The 23,548-nt window shown below is 42.5% G+C and carries 20 protein-coding genes; 15 read left to right on the top strand and 5 right to left on the bottom strand.

Features of this window, described 5'->3' with window-relative positions; translation table 11 throughout:
* The first annotated feature begins 53 nt into the window (after positions 1–53).
* From P855_RS0110560 to menC, 6 genes are all read left to right on the top strand, one after another.
* Positions 54–1,445, top strand: a complete 1,392-nt coding sequence (locus P855_RS0110560; protein WP_028783548.1) for an isochorismate synthase — start codon at positions 54–56, stop codon at positions 1,443–1,445.
* Positions 1,445–3,190 (top strand): 2-succinyl-5-enolpyruvyl-6-hydroxy-3-cyclohexene-1-carboxylic-acid synthase, encoded by a 1,746-nt coding sequence (menD, locus tag P855_RS0110555; protein WP_028783547.1) that lies wholly within the window; start codon positions 1,445–1,447, stop codon positions 3,188–3,190. Before P855_RS0110560 ends, menD begins: the two co-directional genes overlap by 1 nt.
* A 4-nt stretch (positions 3,191–3,194) precedes the next feature.
* A complete protein-coding gene (menH, locus tag P855_RS0110550; protein ID WP_028783546.1) occupies positions 3,195–4,001 on the top strand; it encodes a 2-succinyl-6-hydroxy-2,4-cyclohexadiene-1-carboxylate synthase in 807 nt (268 codons plus the stop codon).
* 32 nt (positions 4,002–4,033) lie between these two features.
* Entirely contained in the window at positions 4,034–4,852 is an 819-nt protein-coding gene (gene menB, locus P855_RS0110545; protein ID WP_028783545.1) for a 1,4-dihydroxy-2-naphthoyl-CoA synthase, read from the top strand.
* A 117-nt stretch (positions 4,853–4,969) separates the two neighbouring features.
* On the top strand, positions 4,970–6,445 hold the full coding sequence (locus P855_RS0110540; protein ID WP_028783544.1) for an o-succinylbenzoate--CoA ligase: 1,476 nt from the start codon (positions 4,970–4,972) through the stop codon (positions 6,443–6,445).
* 5 nt (positions 6,446–6,450) lie between these two features.
* The gene (menC, locus tag P855_RS0110535; RefSeq protein ID WP_028783543.1) at positions 6,451–7,554 is read left to right on the top strand and encodes an o-succinylbenzoate synthase; all 1,104 of its coding nucleotides are present in this window, start codon (positions 6,451–6,453) and stop codon (positions 7,552–7,554) included.
* 312 nt (positions 7,555–7,866) lie between these two features.
* Here the strand turns inward: menC and P855_RS0110530 are convergent.
* Positions 7,867–8,993 (bottom strand): IS3 family transposase gene (locus tag P855_RS0110530; RefSeq protein ID WP_152526227.1). Its coding sequence is split into 2 segments (ribosomal slippage): positions 7,867–8,744 and positions 8,744–8,993, totalling 1,128 coding nucleotides; the frame shifts between segments, so codons are not numbered across the junction.
* A 615-nt stretch (positions 8,994–9,608) separates the two neighbouring features.
* Between P855_RS0110530 and P855_RS20795 the strand changes: the two genes are divergently transcribed.
* The 8 genes from P855_RS20795 to P855_RS0110485 all read left to right on the top strand — a co-directional run bounded on the left by P855_RS20795 (position 9,609) and on the right by P855_RS0110485 (position 17,992).
* Complete coding sequence (locus tag P855_RS20795) at positions 9,609–10,319, top strand: GDSL-type esterase/lipase family protein (protein WP_051353174.1); 711 nt, start codon at positions 9,609–9,611, stop codon at positions 10,317–10,319.
* Between the two features lie 279 nt (positions 10,320–10,598).
* Positions 10,599–11,348 carry an IucA/IucC family C-terminal-domain containing protein gene (locus P855_RS0110515; RefSeq protein ID WP_028783540.1) on the top strand — a complete coding sequence of 250 codons (750 nt, stop codon included), beginning with the start codon at positions 10,599–10,601 and terminating at the stop codon, positions 11,346–11,348.
* An 89-nt stretch (positions 11,349–11,437) separates the two neighbouring features.
* On the top strand, positions 11,438–11,779 hold the full coding sequence (locus P855_RS0110510) for a hypothetical protein (protein ID WP_028783539.1): 342 nt from the start codon (positions 11,438–11,440) through the stop codon (positions 11,777–11,779).
* A gap of 195 nt (positions 11,780–11,974) precedes the next feature.
* A complete protein-coding gene (locus P855_RS21525; RefSeq protein WP_051353173.1) occupies positions 11,975–12,544 on the top strand; it encodes a hypothetical protein in 570 nt (189 codons plus the stop codon).
* Positions 12,545–12,578: 34 nt separating this feature from the next.
* On the top strand, positions 12,579–13,052 hold the full coding sequence (ytkD, locus tag P855_RS0110500; RefSeq protein WP_028783538.1) for an RNA deprotection pyrophosphohydrolase: 474 nt from the start codon (positions 12,579–12,581) through the stop codon (positions 13,050–13,052).
* 156 nt (positions 13,053–13,208) lie between these two features.
* Positions 13,209–14,942, top strand: coding sequence for a thiol reductant ABC exporter subunit CydD (gene cydD, locus P855_RS0110495; RefSeq protein ID WP_028783537.1), 1,734 nt, complete (start codon positions 13,209–13,211; stop codon positions 14,940–14,942).
* The gene (cydC, locus tag P855_RS0110490; RefSeq protein WP_028783536.1) at positions 14,939–16,654 is read left to right on the top strand and encodes a thiol reductant ABC exporter subunit CydC; all 1,716 of its coding nucleotides are present in this window, start codon (positions 14,939–14,941) and stop codon (positions 16,652–16,654) included. Before cydD ends, cydC begins: the two co-directional genes overlap by 4 nt.
* Before the next feature lie 90 nt (positions 16,655–16,744).
* Positions 16,745–17,992 (top strand): SGNH/GDSL hydrolase family protein, encoded by a 1,248-nt coding sequence (locus P855_RS0110485; RefSeq protein WP_028783535.1) that lies wholly within the window; start codon positions 16,745–16,747, stop codon positions 17,990–17,992.
* A gap of 81 nt (positions 17,993–18,073) precedes the next feature.
* Here P855_RS0110485 and P855_RS0110480 read toward each other — a convergent pair whose 3' ends face one another.
* From P855_RS0110480 to P855_RS0110470, 3 genes are read right to left on the bottom strand one after another with little or no spacing between them, the layout of a single operon-like run.
* Entirely contained in the window at positions 18,074–18,880 is an 807-nt protein-coding gene (locus P855_RS0110480) for an ABC transporter permease (RefSeq protein ID WP_028783534.1), read from the bottom strand.
* Positions 18,867–19,643: an ABC transporter ATP-binding protein gene (locus tag P855_RS0110475; RefSeq protein WP_028783533.1), complete on the bottom strand. Its 777-nt coding sequence runs from the start codon at positions 19,641–19,643 to the stop codon at positions 18,867–18,869. The genes P855_RS0110480 and P855_RS0110475 overlap by 14 nt, the downstream gene beginning before the upstream one ends.
* Before the next feature lie 11 nt (positions 19,644–19,654).
* Entirely contained in the window at positions 19,655–20,647 is a 993-nt protein-coding gene (locus P855_RS0110470) for an ABC transporter substrate-binding protein (RefSeq protein WP_028783532.1), read from the bottom strand.
* 121 nt (positions 20,648–20,768) lie between these two features.
* Between P855_RS0110470 and P855_RS0110465 the strand changes: the two genes are divergently transcribed.
* Positions 20,769–21,545: an alpha/beta hydrolase family protein gene (locus tag P855_RS0110465; protein WP_028783531.1), complete on the top strand. Its 777-nt coding sequence runs from the start codon at positions 20,769–20,771 to the stop codon at positions 21,543–21,545.
* Between the two features lie 70 nt (positions 21,546–21,615).
* Here the strand turns inward: P855_RS0110465 and pckA are convergent, their stop codons facing one another.
* Positions 21,616–23,205, bottom strand: a complete 1,590-nt coding sequence (pckA, locus tag P855_RS0110460) for a phosphoenolpyruvate carboxykinase (ATP) (RefSeq protein WP_028783530.1) — start codon at positions 23,203–23,205, stop codon at positions 21,616–21,618.
* Positions 23,206–23,548 lie beyond the last annotated feature (343 nt).

The following is a 23,548-nucleotide window of genomic DNA, read 5'->3' as shown; positions in this document are numbered from 1 at the left end:
TTAGTCTTTGTATTCTCTAAGACTATCATTCCTGGTATTCAGGGGGGACACTTATGATTCATACAGAAGCAGCTACACTGGATGAAGTCATAGATCAGGCATTGAATAAAGCGAAACAGACCAATCGACAGCAGTTGGTAAGTTTCGTTGATTATATAGAACCAATTGACCCGATTTTGTTTTATGCGGGAGCGGCCGTGATGGGTGATACCCGGCATTTCTGGAAAAGTGCGGATGAAGATTTTGTAATGGCAGGGATCGGCGCGGCTGTACGTTTAGCTTCGCCAAAAAACGATCGTTTTCAGGATATCCAATCCCAATGGAAGCAGTTGATGGAGCATGCCTACAGGTTCGATCGCTATGAGCAAAAGGGGACCGGCCCGGTAGCAATGGGAGGTTTCAGCTTTGATCCTTTCAAAGAAAGCACCGACTTATGGACTGCTTTTGAAAGCAGCCAGCTGGAAATTCCAGCTTATTTACTGACAAAAGTGGGAAGTGATCATTATCTTACCATTAATGCCATCATTTACCCGGATGACCATAAAGAACAGTTGAAGTTTCAATGGCAAGAAGCGAAAACGGTACTGTTGCAGGATAAGAATCACTCTTTTATTGCCCCGGAAATTTTGGAACAAACAGAAATTGAACCGGAAGCATGGAAGCAGATGGTCAAGAAAGCAACTGAGGATATTGAAGCCGGAGTGGTGGATAAAGTAGTGCTTGCACGGGAGATGAGATTGAAGTTTGATGAAAATGTAGACGTAGCTCAAGTACTTCAGCATTTGGAAGATACCCAGACGAACAGTTATATATTCGCTTTTGAAAGTGATGGTGTCCAATTTGTCGGTGCTACTCCTGAACGGCTGGTTAAAGTCGAAAATCAAAACTTATTGTCTACCTGTCTTGCCGGGACAATCCCTCGCGGGGAGACTCCTGAGCAAGATGAACAGCTGGGTCAGGAGCTGCTGACGGACGAAAAGAATTTGGAGGAGCATCAGTTCGTTGTCCGGATGATACGTGATGCAATCGAGTCCTGCAGTGAAAATGTCGATATTCCAGCTTCACCTGTACTTTATCCATTAAAGAATCTTCAGCATCTTTATACACCAGTAAGGGCAAGATTAAAACAGGGGCATACCTTATTGGATGTCGTTTCCCGACTTCACCCGACCCCGGCATTGGGAGGATTACCCCAAGAGGAAGCGATTGAATATATCCGTGAGTTTGAACCCCTTGATCGTGGCTGGTATGCCGGACCGGTAGGATGGTTCGATTCTAATCAAAATGGGGAATTCGCCGTGGCTATAAGATCAGCATTGATTGAAAAAAACAGGGCCTCCCTATTTTCAGGCTGTGGAATTGTAAAAGATTCTGATCCTGAAATGGAATATGAAGAAACAGCAATTAAGTTTACACCGATGTTAGCCGTACTAGGAGGAGCATGATGGAACACACCGAAACACTGACAAGGTACATGGCCAAGTTTGTGCAAGGACTAGTGGAAGCAGGGGTGCAGGATGTTGTCATCTCGCCTGGCTCCCGTTCTACTCCAATTGCCATGACCTGTGCGGAATACGATAAAATCAATCACTGGGTGAACCTGGATGAGCGCTCGGCTGCCTTCTTTGCCCTTGGCATGGCCAAAGAACAAAGAGGGCCAGTAGCGCTCGTATGTACATCAGGTACCGCTGCTGCGAACTATTACCCTGCTGTAATAGAAGCTTTTTACAGCAGGGTTCCTTTAATTGTACTTACTGCAGACCGGCCTCATGAGCTTCGTGACGTAGGTGCTCCCCAGGCGATAGAGCAATTGAGCTTGTACGGGGATTATGTGAAGTGGTTTCATGATCTGGCTTTGCCAGAAGGGAGCAGGAAAATGCTCCGTTATGCCAGGACTACTGCTGGCCGGGCTGTTCAGGAAGCTGTTCTTGGCAACGATGGACCTGTGCATATTAACCTCCCGTTACGGGAACCGCTAATACCTGATTTTTCTTTACCAGGTTTATGGGAAGCTGATACGGACAGTAAAGTACTTACCCCGGCCATTGGCAAGCGGGGAATTGATCGCAATTACCTGGATAGTCTGATTAAAGATCTTAAAAGGTTTACGAAAGGGGTTATTGTTTGCGGACCCCAGATGGACGCCGGGTTTGGTGACGCGATCGCCTATTTGGCCAAGCGTCTCGGGGCACCCGTATTAGCGGACCCACTCTCACAGCTTAGAGCAAACAAGTATGAAAAAAATAATATCATTGAGACGTATGATGCTATTTTAAAGCACGATGAAATAAAGGGTGCTTTACAGCCGGAGTTTATTATCCGTTTCGGAGCAATGCCGGTTTCCAAGCCTTATTTGCAGTGGCTGACTACTTTAAACTCCCCGCTGCATTTAATAGTGGAGCAGGAAGCAGGCTACCGTGAACCAGCAGGCATCGAAACTGCTGCCATCTATGCAGACCCTGTCATTTTTGCCGAGCAGTTAGCTGAACACCTGGATGAGCCTATTGTAGAGAATAGGTGGCTTGAAACATGGAAAGATATGAATCGGGTTGCGAAAGACCTGCTGCTTGCGGAATCCCCTGAAGAAGGGATGAATGAAGGGCATGCAGTAGTCCAGCTTGCAGAAGTAATACCTGATCAGTCTATTTTATATGTTGGAAACAGCATGCCTATCCGTGATGTGGATACTTTCTTTATGACTACACCAAAAGAGATCGATATCATGGCAAATCGGGGCGCAAACGGAATCGATGGTGTTGTTTCTGCTGCGCTGGGAACAGGCGCACGTGGTAAACCAGTGACATTGTTGATTGGAGATTTATCGTTTTTCCATGATATGAATGGGCTGTTGATTGCAAAACAAAAGAACCTTAACATCACCATTGTTTTGATAAATAATGATGGGGGCGGTATTTTTTCCTATTTGCCCCAAGCCAGCCACCCTGACCATTATGAGGAGTTGTTCGGCACCCCTATGGGCATTGAATTTCAGCCATTTGTAGAAGCGTATGGCGGCGCTTATCACCTGGCAAAATCGTGGAATGACTATACAAATGCGCTGGCCAATAGTTACGCTTCTCCTGGTTTATCAGTGATAGAGGTACGAACGGTTCGGGAAGAAAATGTTCCTTATCATAAGGCGAAATGGGAAAGCGTCAAAGAAGCGATTGGCAAACAGTTAAAGGGTTGAGCGTATGTACCATATAATTGATGACACGGAATACTGGGTTGAAATTAATGGAGAAGGCGTCCCTATGATAATGTTGCACGGTTTTACCGGAAGTACCCGGACATGGGATAATGTAGTTAACGTACTAACAAAGAATGGGCTGCAAATCATAACGATTGACTTGCCGGGGCATGGAAAAACCATTTATAACACGGAACGCAAATTATCGATGGAGCGTGTCTGTCATGATTTGAAAAGCTTAGTAGACGAGTTGAACTCTTCTCCTATAATTCTGACAGGGTATTCTATGGGGGGAAGGACAGCTCTTTCCTTTGCGTTGTTGTATCCTGAGTATGTATCAAAACTTATATTAGAAAGCGCCTCTCCAGGGTTAGAATCGAATGATGATCAGCTTGCAAGGGTTAGGAAGGATGAAAAACTGGCCAAAAAGTTGGAAGACGAAGGAATAAAGCCCTTTGTCCATTTTTGGGAAGACCTTCCTTTGTTTGCATCTCAGCGTGAACTCCCGGAGGAAGTGCAAAGTCAAATTCGGGAAGAAAGAATGAACCAGTCTGCCGAAGGTTTAGCACTATCACTCCGTGGTATGGGGACTGGTATCCAGCCGTCATGGTGGGAAAAGCTGGAGCAGATGAAATTGCCCGTACAACTGATTGTCGGAGAGTGGGACAATAAGTTTATCTCTATCAATGAACGTATGAAAGAAAAGCTGTTTGATAGCACGCTGAACGTAGTTGAGCACGCTGGGCATGCGGTTCATGTCGAACAGCCAAAGTTTTTTGCTGAAATTGTCAGCGAATTCGTGCTAGAATAAAAAGCGGAAAGCGTTTTAAAGGAGGAGTTTCCATGGCAATTGAATGGGTAAACGAAAGAAATTATGAAGATATTCTTTATGAAACATATGATGGTATTGCAAAAATCACCATCAATCGTCCGGAAGTTCGCAATGCCTTCCGTCCGCAGACAGTAAACGAATTACTGGATGCTTTTACTTATGCGAGAGATGATTCTAAAATCGGGGTCATAGTACTTGCAGGAGCTGGCGACAAAGCGTTTTGTTCCGGAGGGGACCAATCGGTACGCGGTCATGGCGGATATGTAGGGGAAGATGAAATTCCACGCCTGAATGTACTGGATTTGCAGCGCTTAATTCGTGTCATTCCAAAACCGGTCGTTGCAATGGTCTCTGGCTATGCAATCGGTGGCGGTCATGTTCTGCATGTAGTTTGTGATTTGACCATTGCGGCTGACAATGCCATTTTTGGTCAGACAGGTCCTAAAGTAGGCAGCTTTGATGCTGGATATGGTGCCGGACTCTTAGCACGGATTGTTGGTCATAAGAAAGCTCGGGAAATTTGGTATCTATGTCGTCAATATGATGCTCAGGAAGCAAAGGACATGGGCTTGGTCAATACGGTCGTACCTTTGGCTGAATTGGAAACTGAAACCGTTCAATGGTGTCAGGAAATGCTTGAAAAATCACCGACTGCCCTTCGTTTCCTTAAAGCATCCTTCAACGCAGATACAGATGGATTGGCTGGACTTCAGCAAATGGGTGGAGATGCTACATTGCTTTATTACACCACGGAAGAGGCTAAAGAAGGACGGGATGCTTTCAAAGAAAAGAGAAAGCCGGACTTCAAACAATTTCCCCGTTTCCCTTGATGGAAAAAAATACGGTATAATTTTTAGAGGAGGAAAGCATCAGTACGTGCATATAAGCGCGCAAGCTGATGCTTTCTTCTCTTTTCAGATACGATCAATTCCAAGGAGGTTTAAGATATGGAAAGGACTCTGCCTCATTGGCTGCAGAAGCAAGCAGAATTAAGACCAAATGAACAAGCGATTGAAACAGATGGTGGTTCGTCCTTGTCATTTTTAGAGCTGCATGAGCAAAGTAAGCAATATGCGGCTTGTTTTGAGGAACAGGGTATCAAAATAGGTGACCATGTGGCTGTTCTATCATCAAACCGGCTGGAGATGGTAATAGCCCTCCACGGGCTCAGCTATTTAGGCGCTGTGGCAGTGTTATTGAATACTCGCCTTACTGACGAAGAGCTTGCTTTCCAGATCAAGGATGCTGAAGTCAGTTGTTTGATTACGGAGGATAACTTTTATGTAAAAGGAGAAGCGGCGATTCAAAAAGCCGGACTAGCATACTGTCCCATTGTCCAGTATCATCTGATCAACTCCCATAAAAGCAGCCCTGATGCCATCCGTAAAGAAATAATCTTAGATGAAGTTTTTACTATCATCTATACATCAGGTACCACAGGTAGCCCTAAGGGGGTTCAGCTAACCTACGGGAATCACTGGACAAGTGCTATCAGCTCTGCTCTTAATCTGGGTCTTTCCCAAACTGATAAATGGCTGATCTGCCTCCCGATGTTCCATGTAGGGGGATTTTCTGCACTGATTAAAAATGTTGTTTATGGTATGCCTGTTTTTTTGATGGAAAGGTTTGACGAACATATAGTAAATCATGCCATTAAAAAATCCGGAGTAACGATCGTATCGGTGGTTTCTGTCATGCTGCAGCGTTTGATAGAAGACTTAAGAGATGAACGGCTGCCGGAACACTTTCGCTGTATGCTGCTTGGTGGCGGCCCGGCTCCAAAACCATTGCTTGAAAGAGCAAAGGATAGAGCGATTCCTGTATTCCAAACCTATGGAATGACAGAAACAGCATCACAAATTGTAACGTTAAGCCCCAAAGACGCTCTAAGAAAGCTTGGTTCTGCAGGAAAATCATTGAGTACCGCCTGGCTGGAAATCGATGCTCCACGTGGGGAAATCGGAGAAATCAAAGTGAAAGGTCCAATGGTAACAAAAGGCTACTATAAGCGGGAGGAGGCTACAGCAGAAGCGCTTTCTGATGGATGGCTTGCTACCGGTGACCTTGGCTATCAGGATGAGGAAGGGTTTCTCTATGTGGTGGATCGACGAAAAGATTTGATCATTTCCGGTGGGGAAAATATTTACCCGGCAGAAATAGAAAGTGTTCTATCAGGCATGGAAGGTATAGTCGAAGCAGGGGTGACCGGTATCGAAGATTCTCGCTGGGGTCAGGTGCCGGCAGCTTTTGTGGTAACTGAACAAGAGATATTACTTAACGAAAGGGATGTCCTCTGTTATTGCAGAGATCTCCTGGCAGGATATAAATGTCCAAAAGAAGTCCACTTCGTTGAAAAACTTCCACGAAATGCTTCTAATAAGCTGCTAAGACGGGAACTGTCAGCTTTTCGGAAGGATGTGTAAAAGTAGTGAATATAGCAGCCATTCATCTCCGGCGCATAGAAATGCCGTTGAAAAAACCTTTTGATACACATGCTGGCCAGGTTTTAAATCGGGAACTTATAATCGTAGAAGCAGTTGATATAGAGGGCAGAAGAGGATTTGGAGAAGTGACGGCTTTTTCTACGCCTTTTTATACAGCGGAAACTATCCATACGGCTTGGGAATTGTTGAACAAGGTTTTTATTCCGACTGTGGAATGGCACAAGGTTGCTCATCCGTCCAATATTGCCGTAATGTTGGCCGGCTATCAGGGGAATGAAATGGCAAAGGCTGGTTTGGAAGCTGCCCTGTGGGATCTATGTGCAAAACAAAAGATGAAAAGTCTGAGTGATTTAATCGGGGGGACCCGTAGACAGGTAGATACAGGAGTGGTTCTAAGTTTATCCGATGACATCGGCAAAGTTATTGAGGATTATCAAAAGGAAGGCTACAGGCGTTATAAGCTTAAAGTAGAAAAATATAAAGAAGCACAGGCCATTCAAAAAGTAAGTGAATATTCCCAGGAACTACCTATCATGATTGATATGAATGGCATGTATGAAGAGAAAGATCTTCCTTATTTGGAAGAACTGGACTCCCATGAATTGATGATGATCGAACAACCATTTCGTGCCGGAGACTTTTTCCTGCATCAACAGCTCCAAAATGTATTAAAAACACCTTTATGTCTGGACGAGAGTATCAGATCACTCGCTGATGCAGAACAAGCGATCCGAATGAAAAGCAGCCGGGTCATAAATATTAAGATTAGCCGGGTAGGCGGAATGACTGAAGCAATGGCGATTCATGATTTATGCAGGACTTCTGATATTCCTGTATGGTGCGGGGGGATGGTTGAATCCGGGATATCACGAGCCCATAACATTGCGCTCGCTTCTCTGGAAGGATTTTCAATTCCCGGTGATATTTCTGCTTCTTCGCGTTTCTGGGAAAAAGACTTGATTGTTCCTGAGGTGAAAGTGAAGAAAGGCAAAGTAGAGGTGCCTGCTGAACCCGGAATCGGCTTTGAAATCGACGGGGAGTATCTACAGTACGTAACCAGGGTTGAAGCTGCTTTCCAAGTAAACTAGCATGTAAGTTTTTTAAAAAAGTAAAGCCTTTGGATCCTTATAGGGTCCAAGGGCTTATTTTTTGGCTCTGTTTCATATTGTTGTGGATAATTCCATAAGAGCCTTATTTAACAATATGGCCGAATTGTGGAAGACTTGATTTCGAGATATTGTTGGAGTTGAGGGGCTTCAGGAAACGATTCGCTTTCCGTGGGCGTGTGCTGAGTCTCCTCAGGCTTCGCCTTGCGGGGCCTCATCTATCACTCAGCTCCCACAGGAGTCTCACCGTTTCCCTACGCCCCTTGTCATGGGAAGTGGATTGTCAACACGAAACTAGACAATTTTATTAAGGTGTCTCTTCTTGAACTCAATCGGGCTAAGGTAGCCCAGGGTACCATGAATTCGGATATGATTATACCAGTGAACATAATCAAATAAGGCCAGGTCCAGTTGTTCCTGGCTTTCAAATGTTTCTCCATAAACAAATTCTGTCTTAATCACCTTATACGTAGCTTCAGCCACCGCATTATCATAGGGGCAGCCTTTCATACTCAAAGAGCGATCAATGTTAAAGGTTTCTAATAACTCTTCAATAGCTTGGTTTTTAAATTCACTCCCGCGATCGGTATGAAAAAGTTCTAAATCCTCAAGGTTTCCACCAACAGAAGCGAAAGCTTTCTGGACCAGGGCTGCATCTTTTTGAGGGCCTGAGCTGTAGCCGATAATCTCACGATTATACAGATCCAGAATCGCACAGATATAATGCCATTTGGAACGCACGCGCACATAGGTTAAATCACTAACGACAACCTTACGAGCCTTATCCTGAGCGAATTGACGATTCAACGTATTTCCCTCTTCCGATTCATTGCACGTGCTTTTCATTGGCTTAAACTGAGCCACCGTATATTTGGAGACGAGCCCCTGCTCTCTCATGATCCGACCGATCCTTCGACGGGAGACCTGATACCCCTTTTTATGGAGTTCGTGCTTTATTTTTCGCGTGCCATAATTTTGCCGGCTTTTATGAAAAATATCGACAATCAGGCTGGTTAGTTCCTCTTCTTCAGAGGTGTCGGCTTCTTGTGATTCATAGTAGTACGTACTTTTAGGAAGTTGCAGGACGGCACACATTGCTGATACCGAGTATTTGTGACGGTTGTTCCGGATCACATCTACTTTCGTCCCATGATCAGCGCCGCTTGCTTTAAAATATCAACTTCCATCGAAAGACGCTGGTTTTCTTTTTGCAGCCTGATATTTTCATTTTGTTCAGGTGTTCGGTTGTCTTCTTCCTTGAAGGAACCCGCATTTCTGTACTGACTAACCCAACGATCAAAGGCAGAGGATGATAATTCATATTCCTTTAAAATTTCTTTTCTAGGTTTCCCATTTTCATTTAACTGCACAACTTGCTTCTTAAATTCATCCGTGAAGTTACGACGGTTCCTTGGGGTCATGTTTAGTCTCCTTGACTGAAATATTTAGTAAAGTGTAACTGACCTTAACGAAACTGTCCAACCAAGTGTAGCCTATCCAAAGTTCTCGAAATCAGCCTAAGAAAACTACCCTATGATTGAAGACTTTAGTGCTTTACATCCTTTGTAAAATGCCTCAAGTTGAAAGTTTCAGCTACATTCTTTCTCTTTTTGAAGGGTCCGTTTAATACAAAACTGGCTGGATGGGAAGGGAAACGGCGAGACTCCCGCGGGAGAAGGGGCTAGGCGAGATCCCACAGGGCTTTAGCCCGAGGAAGCTTGCCAGGTCCCCCGCAGGAAAGCGAGTTGTTTCCCGAACCATTCCCCATTCCGCTCATGGTAACGGACCCAACCATCTCGAAACTGAGTCTTCAGCAATTGGGAGCTTTTCTGTAAAATCAACAATCAGATTTAACAGAGATTTATTTTTATAGCAGAGGAAGCTTATGGAATAAGAGGAAGATGGCATCAGGAATTAAAATTTTAATAGGCGGGTATGAAGATAGGGAAATAACATCAAAAGGATAAGACTGAATAAATGTGTCCTGGTTTCATTCCGGCCCCTCCAGGGTACCCATTTAGTCTTGGGAGGTTTATATGAAAAAAATACTTATTTCTATACTCGTTCTTTTAGTTATCATTTCAGCCATCTCTTATTTCGTAGCACAACAACAAAAGCAAAAAGCGAAGACGAGCGAAAACGAAGAGCTGGTTGCTTTAGGAGATTCCCTGACATATGGAGTTGGCGATAAAACAGGGACTGGCTATGTCGGTGATCTGCAAAAGCTCTTAAGCAAAAACCATGAAGATCCTGTGACTGTTCATAATTATGGAATCCCAGGGCAACAGACAGATGGGCTGCTGCAGCAGCTAAAAAAACCCGAGATCCAGGAAAATGTTCAGGAAGCAGATTATATTATTATCTTTATCGGGACCAACGATTTGATTAAAAGTAATGGTGGAGATCTTGCCAAACTCTATGATGAACGAATAGAGCATGGAAAAGCAGACTATGAAAAGAATCTGAAAAGGATTTTTAGTATCATACGAGAAAAAAATCCGGATGCACCGGTATTGTATCTTGGGTTATATAATCCCTTTCCATCTTCCAAGGAAATTGAAAAAGTAGTCGGAAATTGGAATGAAACCAGTAAGAACATCGTAAGCGATTATTCCAAAACAAAATTCATTGAAACGAATGGACTTTTTGATAAGAAGTCTGATAAGTACTTTAGCGATGCTTTGCACCCAACTGAAAAGGGGTATAAATTGATCACACAAAAAATAATAAAAGAATATGACTTCTAAGGTTAATGAAAAAGGGGCTGCCCCAATTAGTCTATTACAGACTTATGGGACAGTCCCTTTCTCTATTATAGAGCATGAAAAATCGAGTAAGTGTCTTAGCTATACCATACGTAACGTGAAGGACAGGAGATTAATCTTAAGATACAGAGCTCTGATTTTAATTGAAAATGATTATCAAATTCATTGACACCATGAAGAAAGGTCCATAAACTTATAGTTGGAATATAAGCAAAATTTGATCTTATACTATTATGGACGGAATTATATTGAGGTGAAAATATGACTCATATGACAGAGCAGGAAGAAGCTTTCATGCGGAATCACTTTCGTTATCTTTCAGAACCAATAGAGGAACAACCACACGAAATCATTGATGGCTCTGACCTTCTCACGAGACAAGGATTACAAGAAAAACTTGATGAAATCCACATTTTTATGGAATCACAGTTTTTTTTAACGACAGCATCTATTTTCTCTAAACGCTACAGTTACTATATTGTTACTGGGATACTTGCGATGATGTCGGCTTTTAATAAATGCCCGGATTTTCGTCCTCAGAACTTCAGGCTTGTCCGGGTTGATGAAGATAAAAAGTGGCTTCCAAAACTTAATTTTGTATCAATAGAAGTTACCCTTCCGGAACCGTTCGAGCGTAAAAAGTGGCTGCGTGAAAACCTTACACAATTATTCAAGGAACACGTAAGGCCCTTATTTCTTCATATCAATCAATTGACCAGATTATCCATGAATGTTTTATGGGAAAACTTTGCTATTTATCTGTTCTGGTTTTATGAACGATTTGCCAAAGAACACTTTACAGGAGAACAGCTGGCACAGATTTATGATGACTTTCATTTCATTGTCCATGAACTCGATGGGGCTGTTTTTGGTGAAGAAAAGAATCCTTTTCATTATTTTCATTATCAGCCTAAGCTGCCAAGCGGAGCACGTGAACGGAAGTGTTGCTGTTTAAGTTATAAGTTGAATGAAGAGAGCGGGTACTGTAAAGTCTGTCCCCATCGTTGTTGAAAATGCATTGTTCATATGCTGAAAATAAATACAATATAATAATTCTCCTCTTACTGGCAAAAACTATGAAGCAAATGAGGAGGGTTGGTATGGAAAAAAATAAATATTATGTCAACGTAGGCTCGCAGGAAATTTCCGTGAATCATGATGGAAATAATGATATTTTTACTATTTACGCAACAGAAGAAGAAGTGATTGAACTTCGTGGGTTTTTTGATGAAGTGCATAATGCTGATGAAAGAGCATTTTGGCGCTCTCATATACCATTTCGCCATTACCATGATGATGAGCCCAATAGAGAGTTCGATAATGGAGTTAGGACAGTATTCAGCCGCATTTATGAATTAGGGGATGAAAAAACGAGAGAACATATCGGCAGTATGGGTATCCTGGAAGATCGTGATTCAACAGAGGGCCGTAGACATTTATAATGTTTACGGTTTTTCCCTTAAGAGTAATTTAATTTTGTTAAAGGATGAAAGCTTAAGAAAATAGATAGGCTTTCGCCATATGTACTTTACGATAAGCCAAGTTCTTAATGACATTCTCCAAAAGGGGTTTATGGATGATTTTTAACAGGAATAATGAAACTATAATCCATAAACTTCAAGGGGTGTAATACAGCAATGACCAAAAATTCAGCAGCCGTGAAATGGGGAAAGTCCATATTTGTCACAGTCCCGTTCGTGTTATTCATGCAGACGACTCCGTCCTTAAATGCAGAGCAGCCCAACATCGTGCAAATGCATCAGAAATCTGCAACTTCAGCAGTTGAGGATAAGCAGACCTCAACGGAATTCGGGAAGGAAAAGATGCCCCTGGACAAAGCTTTGATTGAAAAGCGGACAGATCAGTTTATGAATCAGCTGGTGCAGGAAGTAGATAGAAATTATAAAGTGGAAAAATACGACAGCAAACAGGCGTTGCTTAAGGATTTTAAACCTTTTGCTAAACAACAAGCTGCAGAAAAATATGTCGACTATTTCTATCAGGAAAAGCAGTCCGGTCTTTATATTCTTCCGACTGAGACGCCGCCTTGGTTTGTAAATGGAGAAGCTTATGATACCATCAATATAGATGAAACTCATAAACAGGTTATCCAAACCAATACAAACGAAATTTACGGTGAGTATACGATTGCCATAACGTTTGAATTTGATGGTAAATGGCTTATAAAAGAAATTGATCATAAGTAATTAACGAAGCAGTCAAAGGCAGTTGAAAACGGCGATGAAAACATTTTACGACTATTATAACAATGAAGTGAAATTATCTTTTGATGATCACCCTTTTTCTAAACAACCAAAACATGTTTGGGTAATATGCAGATACGGGTCGCAGTGGTTGCTTACCAAACATAAAGATCGCGGCATTGAGTTTCCGGGTGGAAAAGTTGAAGAAGGGGAGACCGCAGAAGATGCTGCACATCGGGAAGTGAAAGAAGAAACTGGTGCCAAAATTAAAAAATTGAATTACCTTGGCCAGTATCATGTTGCAGGAAAAGGCGGTACGATAATCAAGAATATTTATTTTGCACTTATTGAAGGAATTTATCAACAACATCATTATTTTGAAACAGCGGGACCGGTCCTGCTTGATTCTATACCGGACAATATAAGCAAAGATAAGCGTTTCAGTTTTATGATGAAGGATGGCGTATTGCCCAACAGCTTAGAACAAATAATTAAATTACAGATGTTATAATCAAAGGACGCATGAAATAAATGCGTTCTTTTTTCACGGCGAAAAACCGTTAGATTTGGGTAGAATAAGGCTTATATAATATAATAACTATGTGAATTGTTTCACGAATAGGGGTTGTTTTATTATTTTAGATGATATAGGAGAGACTGTGCACTTATGAATGATTTAAAAAAGCTGGCTAAAGCACACGCTCATGATCGAATTCTTCTTTTTATCATTGCTCTGTTAACGGGTGTGATGGTCATTGGCCAGGCATACCTTTTTGTAGCTGCTGTCGACCGTATATTTTTACAAAAGTACTCTTTTTTAGAAGTTCTTCCTGTATTACTTGTATTATTAGCGGTGATGATTGCTCGTGCTGGGCTCACTTACTGGAGTGGGCGTACTGGTGTTCAAATGGCTTCAAAAGTAAAAAGAGACTTTCGTCAATCCCTATTGAATAAGTATTCCCGTAATCCCATACAAGCATCCTTCCAGGGACAATCAGGGCAAAAGGTAAGTGTGATACTGGATGCAGTCGATGAAATTGACAGTTATTTTAGTCAGTACGTTCCCCAGGTAATCCAGACATCAGTTGTCCCACTGATGATCATCGGCACTGCATTTTACCATCATATTTACACGGGTATCATCATGCTTATCACAGCTCCATTCATTCCTGCTTTTATGATTATCATCGGATTGAAAACAAAAAAGAAATCAGAAGAACAAATGGATGAAATGGCGGCGTTTTCGGGGCGTTTTCTCGATATTCTGCAAGGACTTACGACACTTAAGTTTTTCGGACGTGCCAAACAACAGCACGAAGCTATCCGGGAAAGCAGTCTTAATTTTAGGGATGCGACAATGGAAGTTTTGAAAATCGCTTTTATTTCATCGTTATCATTAGAGTTCATCTCCATGTTGAGTATTGGAATTATCGCTCTTGAAGTAGGGATTCGTTTGATAGTATTTGAAAGTATCAGTTTCTTTACGGCTTTTTTTGTACTGGTTCTGGCTCCCGAATTTTATAATTCTCTGCGCGACTTAGGCAGTGCTTTTCACACAGGTCGCGGAAGTATGGGCGCTGCTAAAAAAGTATCCGAGGAACTTACAGAAACAGAACAGGTAGTCGAGTGGGGGGACACACCATTCCGTTATACAGATAAACCACCTGTAATCGAGCTGAAAGAGGCAGGTTTCCGTTATAAGGAAGAAGGTTTTGCCTTGAAAGGAATCAGTGCAGTACTGTCTTCCAATCAACAAATAGCGATCGTGGGCAGGAGTGGTGCAGGAAAAACGACTTTATTGCATCTGATTGCAGGATTGATTGGGCCAACAGAAGGGATAATAGAAGTGGATGGACGCTCGTTATTTTCCTATGAAGAAGCAGGATGGTTCGAACAGTTGAGTTATATCTCCCAGCATCCTTACTTGTTCGCCGGAACACTCTCCGATAATATCGCCATCGGCACTAACGAAGCTGCTACGAGATATGAGATTGAACGTGCAGCTGAAAAAGCAGGGATTCAAGAGTTGGTAGAGTCGTTAGAGGCCGGATTGGACACAGCGATCGGTGAAGGGGGCCGCGGGCTCTCTGGGGGTGAAAAACAACGCGTCGCATTAGCGAGGGCGTTTTTAAAAAAGCCATCTGTCATTCTTTTTGATGAACCGACTACGGGACTCGATCTTCATACCGAGCGAATTTTACAGGCGTCGATCGAAGCCCTGGCGAAAAACTCAACCGTTATTACAGTAGCTCATCGGCTTCATACTATTAGGAATGCGGATCAGATATTATTTCTTGAGAATGGAAAGCTTATAGCACAAGGATCGCATGAAGAATTATTGGCAGGTAATCAAGAATACCGTAATATGGTAGCTTCACATCGGGGAGGCATAGCACAATGAACCACTTGAAATTAGTCATCAAAGAAATTATGACCGAAAAGAAAGATGTTTTTCTGTCCGTGCTGTTTGGTTTCCTGGCCGGGATTACCGCCATTGCTTTGTTTGGTTCAAGTGGCTATTTGGTATCAAAAGCGGCATTCGCACCTCCGCTGTATACGCTGGCTTTTTTGATAGCTGGTTTGAAACTGATGGGATTTGCCCGTGCCCTAAGCTGTTATGGCGAGCGATATTTTTCTCATCGGGCAACCTTCACGATGCTTAGCAATATCCGTGTATCTTTTTTTGAAAAGCTTGAGCCGCTGGCTCCGCGTATTTTCCAAAAGTATCGTAGTGGGGATTTGCTTGCGCGGATTGTGGGGGATGTGGAAAGCTTACAGAACTTCTTTTTACGTGTGTTTTATCCCCCGATTATTCTCTTATTAGTGTTTTTAAGTACTATCTTTTTTGTTGCTTTCTACTCCTGGTGGATTGCATTCATTTTATTCGCCGGTTTGATACTGACAGGGCTGGTAATACCAGCCTGGTTTGCACGCAGACAGAAGAAATTGGATAGCCGAATAAGAGAATCCAGAGCTGAATTATCTACCGATGTGACTGAATTTCTCTATGGCTTCCTGGATTTGAAAATCTATCAGAAGCTTCAAGGGAAAAAGCAGCGGCTTCACGATACGTCCAATCGATATATTGCAGAACAAGAGCGAGAAGGAAAAACAGCAATGTTCAATCACTCCATCAATTCGATGGTATCTTTTACTGTTTCCTGGTTTGTACTGGCAGTTGGTGCTTATTTTGTAACTGCAGAACAGCTTGATGGTGTCTTTCTTGCTATGCTTGTCATGATATCTTTGACGATGTTTGAAAATGCCCTCCCCATGGCTGTTTTACCTGGACACTTGGAGGATAATCGCAGAGCGGCTAAACGTCTTTATTCAGTAGTGGATGAAGAATCTGAGCCCAATACAATCATCGAAAAGAAGCTGCCAGCTGGTCAAGCATTATCACTTGCTTTTCAAGAGGCGACATTTACGTTCCCTGGGGAAGACCGTCCAGCTCTCAAAGAAGTTTCTGTTGATCTTCCGGCTGGCTCAAAAACGGCAATCGTTGGACCCAGTGGTTCTGGAAAGTCCACGCTTATGCAGTTGCTCCTTGGCGTGATTCGACCAGACAAGGGGAAGATCCTGGCGGATGGAGTAAATCTCAGTGAGGTCGAACAGGAAAACTTATGGGCAAAAATAAATGTCGTACTTCAGGAAAATCATTTCTTTTACGGCACAATTCGGGAAAATTTACTGATTGCGGATGGTGCTTTGACCGATAAAGACATGGAAGCCGCATTAGAGCGTGTGGAGCTTGATCATTTTTCATTGGATGATGCTGTCTTTGAAAAAGCGGAAAACCTTTCAGGCGGAGAGAGACAGCGACTGGCAGTAGCAAGAGCTATGCTAAAAGGGGAGCGCTTGTGGTTGTTAGATGAACCTGTCTCCTCTGTAGATGTGCTTACAGAGAAAACAATCTATGAGCATATCTTCAGCCTGGCCAAAAAAGATACCCTTGTTTTAATCAGTCATCGTTTGACAGGTCTGGAGAACATGGATAAGATCATTGTGATGGAACAGGGAGAGGTCGTAGAAGCAGGTTCATTTAAGGAACTGATGGAAAAGCAAGGCTATTTCTATGAAATGAAGCAAATCGAGAAAAATGTATTGATGTAACACCAAGAGTAGTCCAAGTCTATCCCAATGACTTGAACTACTTTTTTGCAGTAATAAACTAACTAACATCAGGAAAGGCAAGAGGTTCATATGAAACGTTACTTATATATTTTATCTGGAGTACTTGTTTTTATCATGCTGGCGTACTTTCTGTCTGTTAACATAGGCCAGCCTGGCGAAAATGAGCATCCAAAGAAAAACACTACAGATACAGGACAATGGGTTGGTGCCTGGACCGCCAGTATGCAGTCCCCTTTTGCAGAAGGGATATCTCGACATGGATTTGAGAATCAAACGATCCGTATGATCATACACCCTCAAATTGATGGTGAGAAGATGCGACTACGTTTATCTAATACATTTGGTTCAACTCCCCTGACAATTGAAGAGGTGCATGCTGCCATTTCAAATAAAGAAGCTGGAAATGTTGCCGGAACGGATACTAAAGTTACATTTGATGGCAATCAAAAGGTGACAATTCCGCCTGGGGAAAAAGTATTTAGTGATGCTGCTCCTCTTAAAGTTAAAAGAGGTAAAAATGTAGCGGTTAGTATTTATGTTGATAAAAAAAGCGGTCCTGCCACATGGCACCCGCGCTCTATCCAAACCACCTTTATAGCGAATGGGAATCGGGTTTCCGATTCTGATGGCTCGCATTTTAAAAACAAAGAAGAAGCGTGGTTTTGGCTGGATGGAGTAGATGTATTAACCGATGCTTCGGTAAAAGGTGCGGTTGTGGTCCTGGGAAGCTCTATTGCAAATGGCAATTACTCAAAAATAAACGCAAACCATCGTTGGCCGGATTATTTAGCAAACCGGATGAATCAGGAAAGTATGGGTAATAAAATGTCCGTTTTGAACGCAGGAATATCAGCAAATCAACTGCTAAATAGTCCACCTGAAAAAGGAGAAAATGCGTTGGCTAGACTGGAGCGGGATGTATTCAGTCAAACAGGTGTCAAAGGAGTGATCCTTCATCAGGGTTTGAATGACATCAGACATCATCCAGAATATAACTCAGAAAAAATAATCGGGAGAATGCGGGAAATCATCCAGGCTGCCCACGACCAGGGTCTAAAAATTTATGGAGGAACTTTGACTCCATTTAAAGGCTCAGGAATGTATACGTCAACAGGGGAACAAACCCGTCAGGAGGTAAATGACTGGATCAGAACCAGCGGGGAGTTCGATGGAGTGATAGATTTTGATAAAGCGTTACGAGACCCAGAGGATCCAGAGCGCTATCTGCCAAAGTATGATGCGGGAGATCATCTCCACCCCAATGATGCTGGTTACCGGAAAATGGCTGAGTCTGTGGACCTATCTATGTTTAAATAAACACAGAGTATATTTGTGATCTGGATAGAAAAAAGGAGTATCCACATGTACTTTGTGGATGCTCCTTTGCATGTAAACTATTTATTGACGAATCAGCTTTTTTTCCAGCTTTTCAACGAGTTGATACATGATGGCAGCGAAGAAAGCGATGATCATGAGAGCGAACAGAACTAACGTGAAATCGAATACTTGGAAGCCGTAAATGATCAAATAGCCTAAGCCTTGTTTTGATACAAGGAATTCACCGACGATCACTCCGACCCAGGATAGCCCCACATTCACTTTCAGGGATGATATCATCGTAGGAAAGGATGCAGGAAAGATCGCTTCCTTGAAACAGACACTTTTCGAAGCCCCTAAGCTTTGCAATACTTTAATATAGTTGCTGTCGATTTCCTGAAAGGCATTATAGACCACCAAAGTGGTGATGATGATCGATATAATTGCACCCATAGCAATGATAGAAATATATCCCGGGCCAAGGGCAACTATAATGATTGGTCCAAGAGCTACTTTTGGCATTGCGTTGAGGATGACAAGGTAAGGGTCAATGATTTTGGAAAAACGATTCGACCACCATAGAATTGCTGCTAGCAGGATGCCTGCAATGGTTCCGATGATGAACCCTGCAATAGTTTCGAACAAGGTTACGTTTAAATGAATCCAAAGGGAACCATCGCTTACCTTGGTGATGAATAAGTTGTAGATTTTACTTGGAGAGCTGAAGAGCAGCGGATCAATCCATCTAAATTGGCTGGCAGCTTCCCATAGACTGAAAAAAAATACGAATATGGAAGCTTGCCAAAAACGGATCAAACGTTTTTCTGTTTTTAATTTTTTCACATAAGCCTGATGGAGTTCTTTGTTTGTAGCTTCACTTTGTTTCAAGCGCGCTCATCTCCTTCCACACCTGATCGAAGATTTCCTGGAATGAGGGGTGTTGCCGTGCTTGGAAAGGAGGGAGCTCTCTTAGCTCTCCGGGCATCCTGAATATCTCCTGAATTTCTCCAGGCCGCGGTTTTAATAATATAATGCGGTCACTCATGACAATCGCTTCACTGATATCATGAGTTACAAGTAATGCTGCCTTATTGTATTGTTTCAGTAGCTGAGAGACGAAATCCTCCAGACGGAGTTTTGTCTGAAAATCCAATGCTGAAAATGGTTCATCCAATAAAAGCAGCTTTGGTTCTGTGATTAATGTCCGTGCAAGAGCGGCACGTTGTCTCATGCCGCCGGAAAGTTCATCGGGATAGGAATCCCCGATATTCGGCAAGCCTACTTCTTCCAGTATTTTTCTCGCTCGCTGCTCCAGGGAAGACGCTTGATTTTTATTGATTTTAGGTCCGAGAAGTACATTTTCTTTTATCGTTTTCCAGGGAAATAAATAATCCTGCTGAAGCATATAACCCATAGGTGGTTTGTTGCCCGCCTTTTGATCTGAATCCCCATCAAGTTTGATTTCTCCTCGGGTTGGCGTAATCAGTCCGGCAACGATGGATAGCAAGGTTGTTTTTCCACACCCGCTTGGCCCCAGTATCGAAATGAATTCCCCTTTCTCCAAGGTGAAACTGATATTTTCTAAGGCTTTGGTATAATCTTTTTTCGAATAATAATGATGAGAAACCTGGTTGACGGTCAACAGTGACATGGGGGACCCTCCTATTCGTTGATAATGTCCTCAGCAATACTGGTATTGACCAGGGTTTCATGATTTACATCTTCCGGAAGTTCTCCTGCTTCTTTCATGATCGCTTTCAAGTTATTCCATTCTTTTTCATCTAACAATGGATTTGTAGCGAACGAGCCTTGGCTTTTGTAACGGTCTACAACTGTGGCAATCAAATCCAGTTCAGAGTCTTCAAAGTAGGGCTGGATGACTTTTGCTGTTTCCATGGCAGAATGTTCCTGGACCCATTGCTGTGCCTTATAGATGGCTCTGGTGAATTTTCGGATTGCTTCTTCGTTTTCGTTGATGTAGCTTTCTTTTGCCATGAAGACGGTATATGGCACATGACCGGACTCTTCCCCAAATGAAGCGACGATATGGCCTACGCCTTCTTTTTCAAAGATGCTGGCTGTGGGTTCGAATAATTGTACATAATCCCCTGTTCCAGAGGCAAAAGCATTGGGTATATTAGCAAAATCGACATTTTGAATCAATTCCAGATCTTCATGTGGATCGATGTCGTGTTGTTTCAAGACAAATTCTCCTACCATTTGTGGCATACCGCCTTTACGCTGACCGAGAAAGGTACTGTCATTCAAGTCTTCCCACTTAAAATTTTCAACCTTTTCCCGGGCGACAAGAAATGTCCCATCTGTCTGCGTCAATTGAGCGAAGTTGATAGCTGGATCATTCGCTCCCCGAGCGTGTACGTAAATGGAGGTTTCGGAACCGACCAATGCGATATCAGTGCCATCAGATAAAAGAGCAGTCATCGTTTTGTCCCCGCCCCATGTAGTATTAAGCTCAACTTCCAATCCTTCTTCTTCAAAGAATCCTTTTTCCAACGCGACATATTGCGGGGCGTAGAAAATCGAACGAGTGACCTCAGCGACTTTCAAGCTGGTAGTTTGCTGCTGCCCACATGCTGCGGTAACAGCCAGCAAAATTGCCATCAAGACGATACCCGCTAATTGGATTTTTTTCATTTGGAAAGCTCCTCCTGTATGATGTTGGTTAGAATAACTAATGTAGTTTATGTGTTTTTGAAAAAATGTGTGAACGCCCATATAAAAAATAATCACAACTGTGGAATCAGGAGGTGTTTTCATGAATGGCGAAATGGTGGATCGGCTGAAATTCCCTTCTCCTCATCCAGGGTTTGAAGTCTATATGGTTACCTATAGAAGTGAAGGCCTAAAAGTGAAGGGGTTTTTGGTTGAACCGAAAGATGAGGGTACTTATCCCGGTTTTCTTTATTTGCGCGGTGGAATAAAAAATGTTGGAAAAGTCCGCATAGGAAGGATCATTCAGTTTGCAGCTCATGGTTTTGTTGTTTTTGCTCCTTTTTATCGCGGTAATCTGGGAGGAGAAGGAAGTGAGGATTTCGCGCTAAACGATAGACATGACGCATATTCAGGAATAAAAGTGCTGGAGAATCATTCCAATGTGGGGGAGGATATTTTCGTTTTTGGTTTTTCACGTGGAGGAGTGATGGCTTTATGGACAGCTATTACAATGCCACAAGTGAAAAAAGTGGTAGTCTGGGGAGGAGTAAGTGATGTTACTCTTACTTATTGGGAAAGGGAAGACCTTCGGCGGATGATGAAAAGAGTGACTGGTGGAACGCCAAAAAAATATCCTGACCGCTATCTTGCCAGGACGCCTCTTCATGAATTAAGGAGAATGGAAGCTGATTTGTTGATTATTCATGGTGCAAAAGATGAAAATGTGGACATCCAGCACGCCTATCGCCTGCAGGAAGCTATGAAGGTCAATAATAAACGGTACGAAAGCTGGATATTCACGGATACCGACCACTATTTTCCGCCGAAAATCAATCGTGAAACAGTTAAACGGATGTGTGAGTGGCTGCAGCAAAAATAAAAGAAGCGGACACGTTTGTCACGTATCCGCTTCTTTTTATATATGAGGAGATGAGGAAACAATTGTCATATTAGCCCCGGTAAGCCGGGCCTGCTTTAGCGATGGCATCACTTGCATGCGTGAATTTTTCAAAGTTTTCATGGAATTTCATCGCTAATTCTTTTGCTTTTTGGTCATAAGCTTCTGGATCATTCCAGGTCTGCTTTGGAATTAATACTTCATCCGGTACACCAGGTACTTGCACTGGGGCTTCCAACCCGAAGATGTCATCGACATGAGTTTCAACCGAATTCAATTCCCCTTCTAAGGCCGCATGGATCATCGCACGTGTATAGGAAAGTTTCATGCGGTTTCCTTCACCGAAAGCGCCCCCAGTCCAGCCTGTATTGACAAGAAAGACATTTGTGTTATATTGATCTATCTTTTCACCAAGCATTTCTGCATAAGTTGCAGGGGCTAGCGGAAGGAATGGAGATCCGAAGCAAGCAGAGAATGTTGCCTGCGGTGAGGTGACTCCTCGTTCCGTTCCGGCAAGCTTACTGGTGTATCCGCTAAGGAAATGATACATAGCCTGTTCTTTGGATAATTTACTGATAGGCGGTAAAACGCCAAAAGCATCTGCTGTTAAAAAGATAATTGTATTTGGATGCCCCGCAACGCTTGGAAGAACAATGTTATCGATATTATCGATCGGATAAGCTGCACGTGTATTTTCCGTTAAAGATGTATCATCATAATCAGGGTTACGCGATTCCTCATCCAGAATTACATTTTCCAATACAGAGCCGAATCGGATTGCATCATATATCTGTGGTTCTTTCTCTTTCGATAAATTAATGGTTTTCGCGTAACAGCCACCTTCAATATTGAATACGCCTTTTGGAGACCAGGCATGTTCATCATCCCCGATCAAACGGCGGTATGGATCAGCTGATAAAGTAGTTTTACCTGTACCAGAAAGACCGAAGAACAGAGCGACATCGCCTTCTTGCCCTACGTTGGCAGAACAGTGCATAGATAACACGTTTTTCTTAGGCAGCATGTAGTTCATAACGGAAAAAATAGATTTTTTGATTTCTCCTGCGTATTCCGTACCACCGATCAGCACGATACGGTGTTTCAATGAAATTAGAATGAAAGCTTCGGAGTTAGTACCATCGATTACAGGATCCGCTTTAAAATTCGGAGCAGAAATAACGGTGAATTCCGCTTCATGTTCCGTTAATTCTTCTTCCGTCGAGCGAATGAACATTTGCCTTGCAAATAAATTGTGCCATGCCATTTCATTGATGACCTGAATCGGCAGTCTATAATTATCATCGGCTCCTGCATAGCCGTTAAAAACAAAAACTTCGTCCTTGGCACTTAAGTAATCGAGTACTTTATGGTATAAACGAGTAAATACATCTTCATCGATTGCGCAGTTTACCGGGCCCCAATCCACTGTATTATTGGAAACATCATCCTTAACGATGAATTTATCCTTAGGCGAGCGTCCGGTATAAGTACCAGTTGTAGCGCGAACAGCACCTGTAGATGTGAGAACGCCTTCATTTCGGTGTAAAGTTTTTTCAACCAATTGTGCTACAGAAAGGTTTTTCAAAACATTCTCCTGTGATAACAAATCAGAGAGTTGGGACATTTGATTTATAATTGTCATCGCGTAAACCCGCCTTTGCATTAAGTTTCAACCCATTGGAAAACCAAGTGTGGTTTAATTTGATTATTAGTATAACACATTCATTCTATTAATCCACACTATTTTTGTTACTGTCATATTTTTTTCATATTTAATTATTCTTATATATATTTAATTATTCTTATATAATGTAACATTGTTCATACATATTGTAGAGGGGAAAGTAGGGTGTAAGGAACCTTTGATCACTTTTGGTTAAAGATACCCCTTTTTATAAAATAGACTTGTGTTAAACGTTATTGTTGATTTCTTATCCCTGCCACCCTATCCGTTTTTTGATGAACGAACCGTACGTTGTAAGAAG

Origin of the sequence: Thalassobacillus devorans MSP14 (genome assembly GCF_000496835.1) — a bacterium.
Taxonomy (GTDB): Bacteria; Bacillota; Bacilli; order Bacillales; family Halobacillaceae; genus Thalassobacillus; species Thalassobacillus devorans_B.
The sequence above is the reverse complement of the archived record's forward strand: the minus strand, read 5'-3'. Positions and strand labels throughout refer to the sequence as shown.

Excerpts from the sequence above, each read along its gene's own strand:
- cydD (WP_028783537.1), top strand. The coding sequence starts at position 13,209 with ATGAATGATTTAAAAAAGCTGGCTAAAGCACACGCTCATGATCGAATT.
- P855_RS20795 (WP_051353174.1), top strand. The coding sequence starts at position 9,609 with ATGAAAAAAATACTTATTTCTATACTCGTTCTTTTAGTTATCATTTCA.
- P855_RS0110560 (WP_028783548.1), top strand. The coding sequence starts at position 54 with ATGATTCATACAGAAGCAGCTACACTGGATGAAGTCATAGATCAGGCA.
- menB (WP_028783545.1), top strand. The coding sequence starts at position 4,034 with ATGGCAATTGAATGGGTAAACGAAAGAAATTATGAAGATATTCTTTAT.
- P855_RS0110475 (WP_028783533.1), bottom strand. The coding sequence starts at position 19,643 with ATGTCACTGTTGACCGTCAACCAGGTTTCTCATCATTATTATTCGAAA.
- P855_RS21525 (WP_051353173.1), top strand. The coding sequence starts at position 11,975 with ATGACCAAAAATTCAGCAGCCGTGAAATGGGGAAAGTCCATATTTGTC.
- P855_RS0110465 (WP_028783531.1), top strand. The coding sequence starts at position 20,769 with ATGAATGGCGAAATGGTGGATCGGCTGAAATTCCCTTCTCCTCATCCA.
- menH (WP_028783546.1), top strand. The coding sequence starts at position 3,195 with ATGTACCATATAATTGATGACACGGAATACTGGGTTGAAATTAATGGA.
- P855_RS0110510 (WP_028783539.1), top strand. The coding sequence starts at position 11,438 with ATGGAAAAAAATAAATATTATGTCAACGTAGGCTCGCAGGAAATTTCC.
- P855_RS0110515 (WP_028783540.1), top strand. The coding sequence starts at position 10,599 with ATGACTCATATGACAGAGCAGGAAGAAGCTTTCATGCGGAATCACTTT.
- menD (WP_028783547.1), top strand. The coding sequence starts at position 1,445 with ATGGAACACACCGAAACACTGACAAGGTACATGGCCAAGTTTGTGCAA.
- ytkD (WP_028783538.1), top strand. The coding sequence starts at position 12,579 with ATGAAAACATTTTACGACTATTATAACAATGAAGTGAAATTATCTTTT.
- cydC (WP_028783536.1), top strand. The coding sequence starts at position 14,939 with ATGAACCACTTGAAATTAGTCATCAAAGAAATTATGACCGAAAAGAAA.
- P855_RS0110540 (WP_028783544.1), top strand. The coding sequence starts at position 4,970 with ATGGAAAGGACTCTGCCTCATTGGCTGCAGAAGCAAGCAGAATTAAGA.
- P855_RS0110485 (WP_028783535.1), top strand. The coding sequence starts at position 16,745 with ATGAAACGTTACTTATATATTTTATCTGGAGTACTTGTTTTTATCATG.
- P855_RS0110470 (WP_028783532.1), bottom strand. The coding sequence starts at position 20,647 with ATGAAAAAAATCCAATTAGCGGGTATCGTCTTGATGGCAATTTTGCTG.
- pckA (WP_028783530.1), bottom strand. The coding sequence starts at position 23,205 with ATGACAATTATAAATCAAATGTCCCAACTCTCTGATTTGTTATCACAG.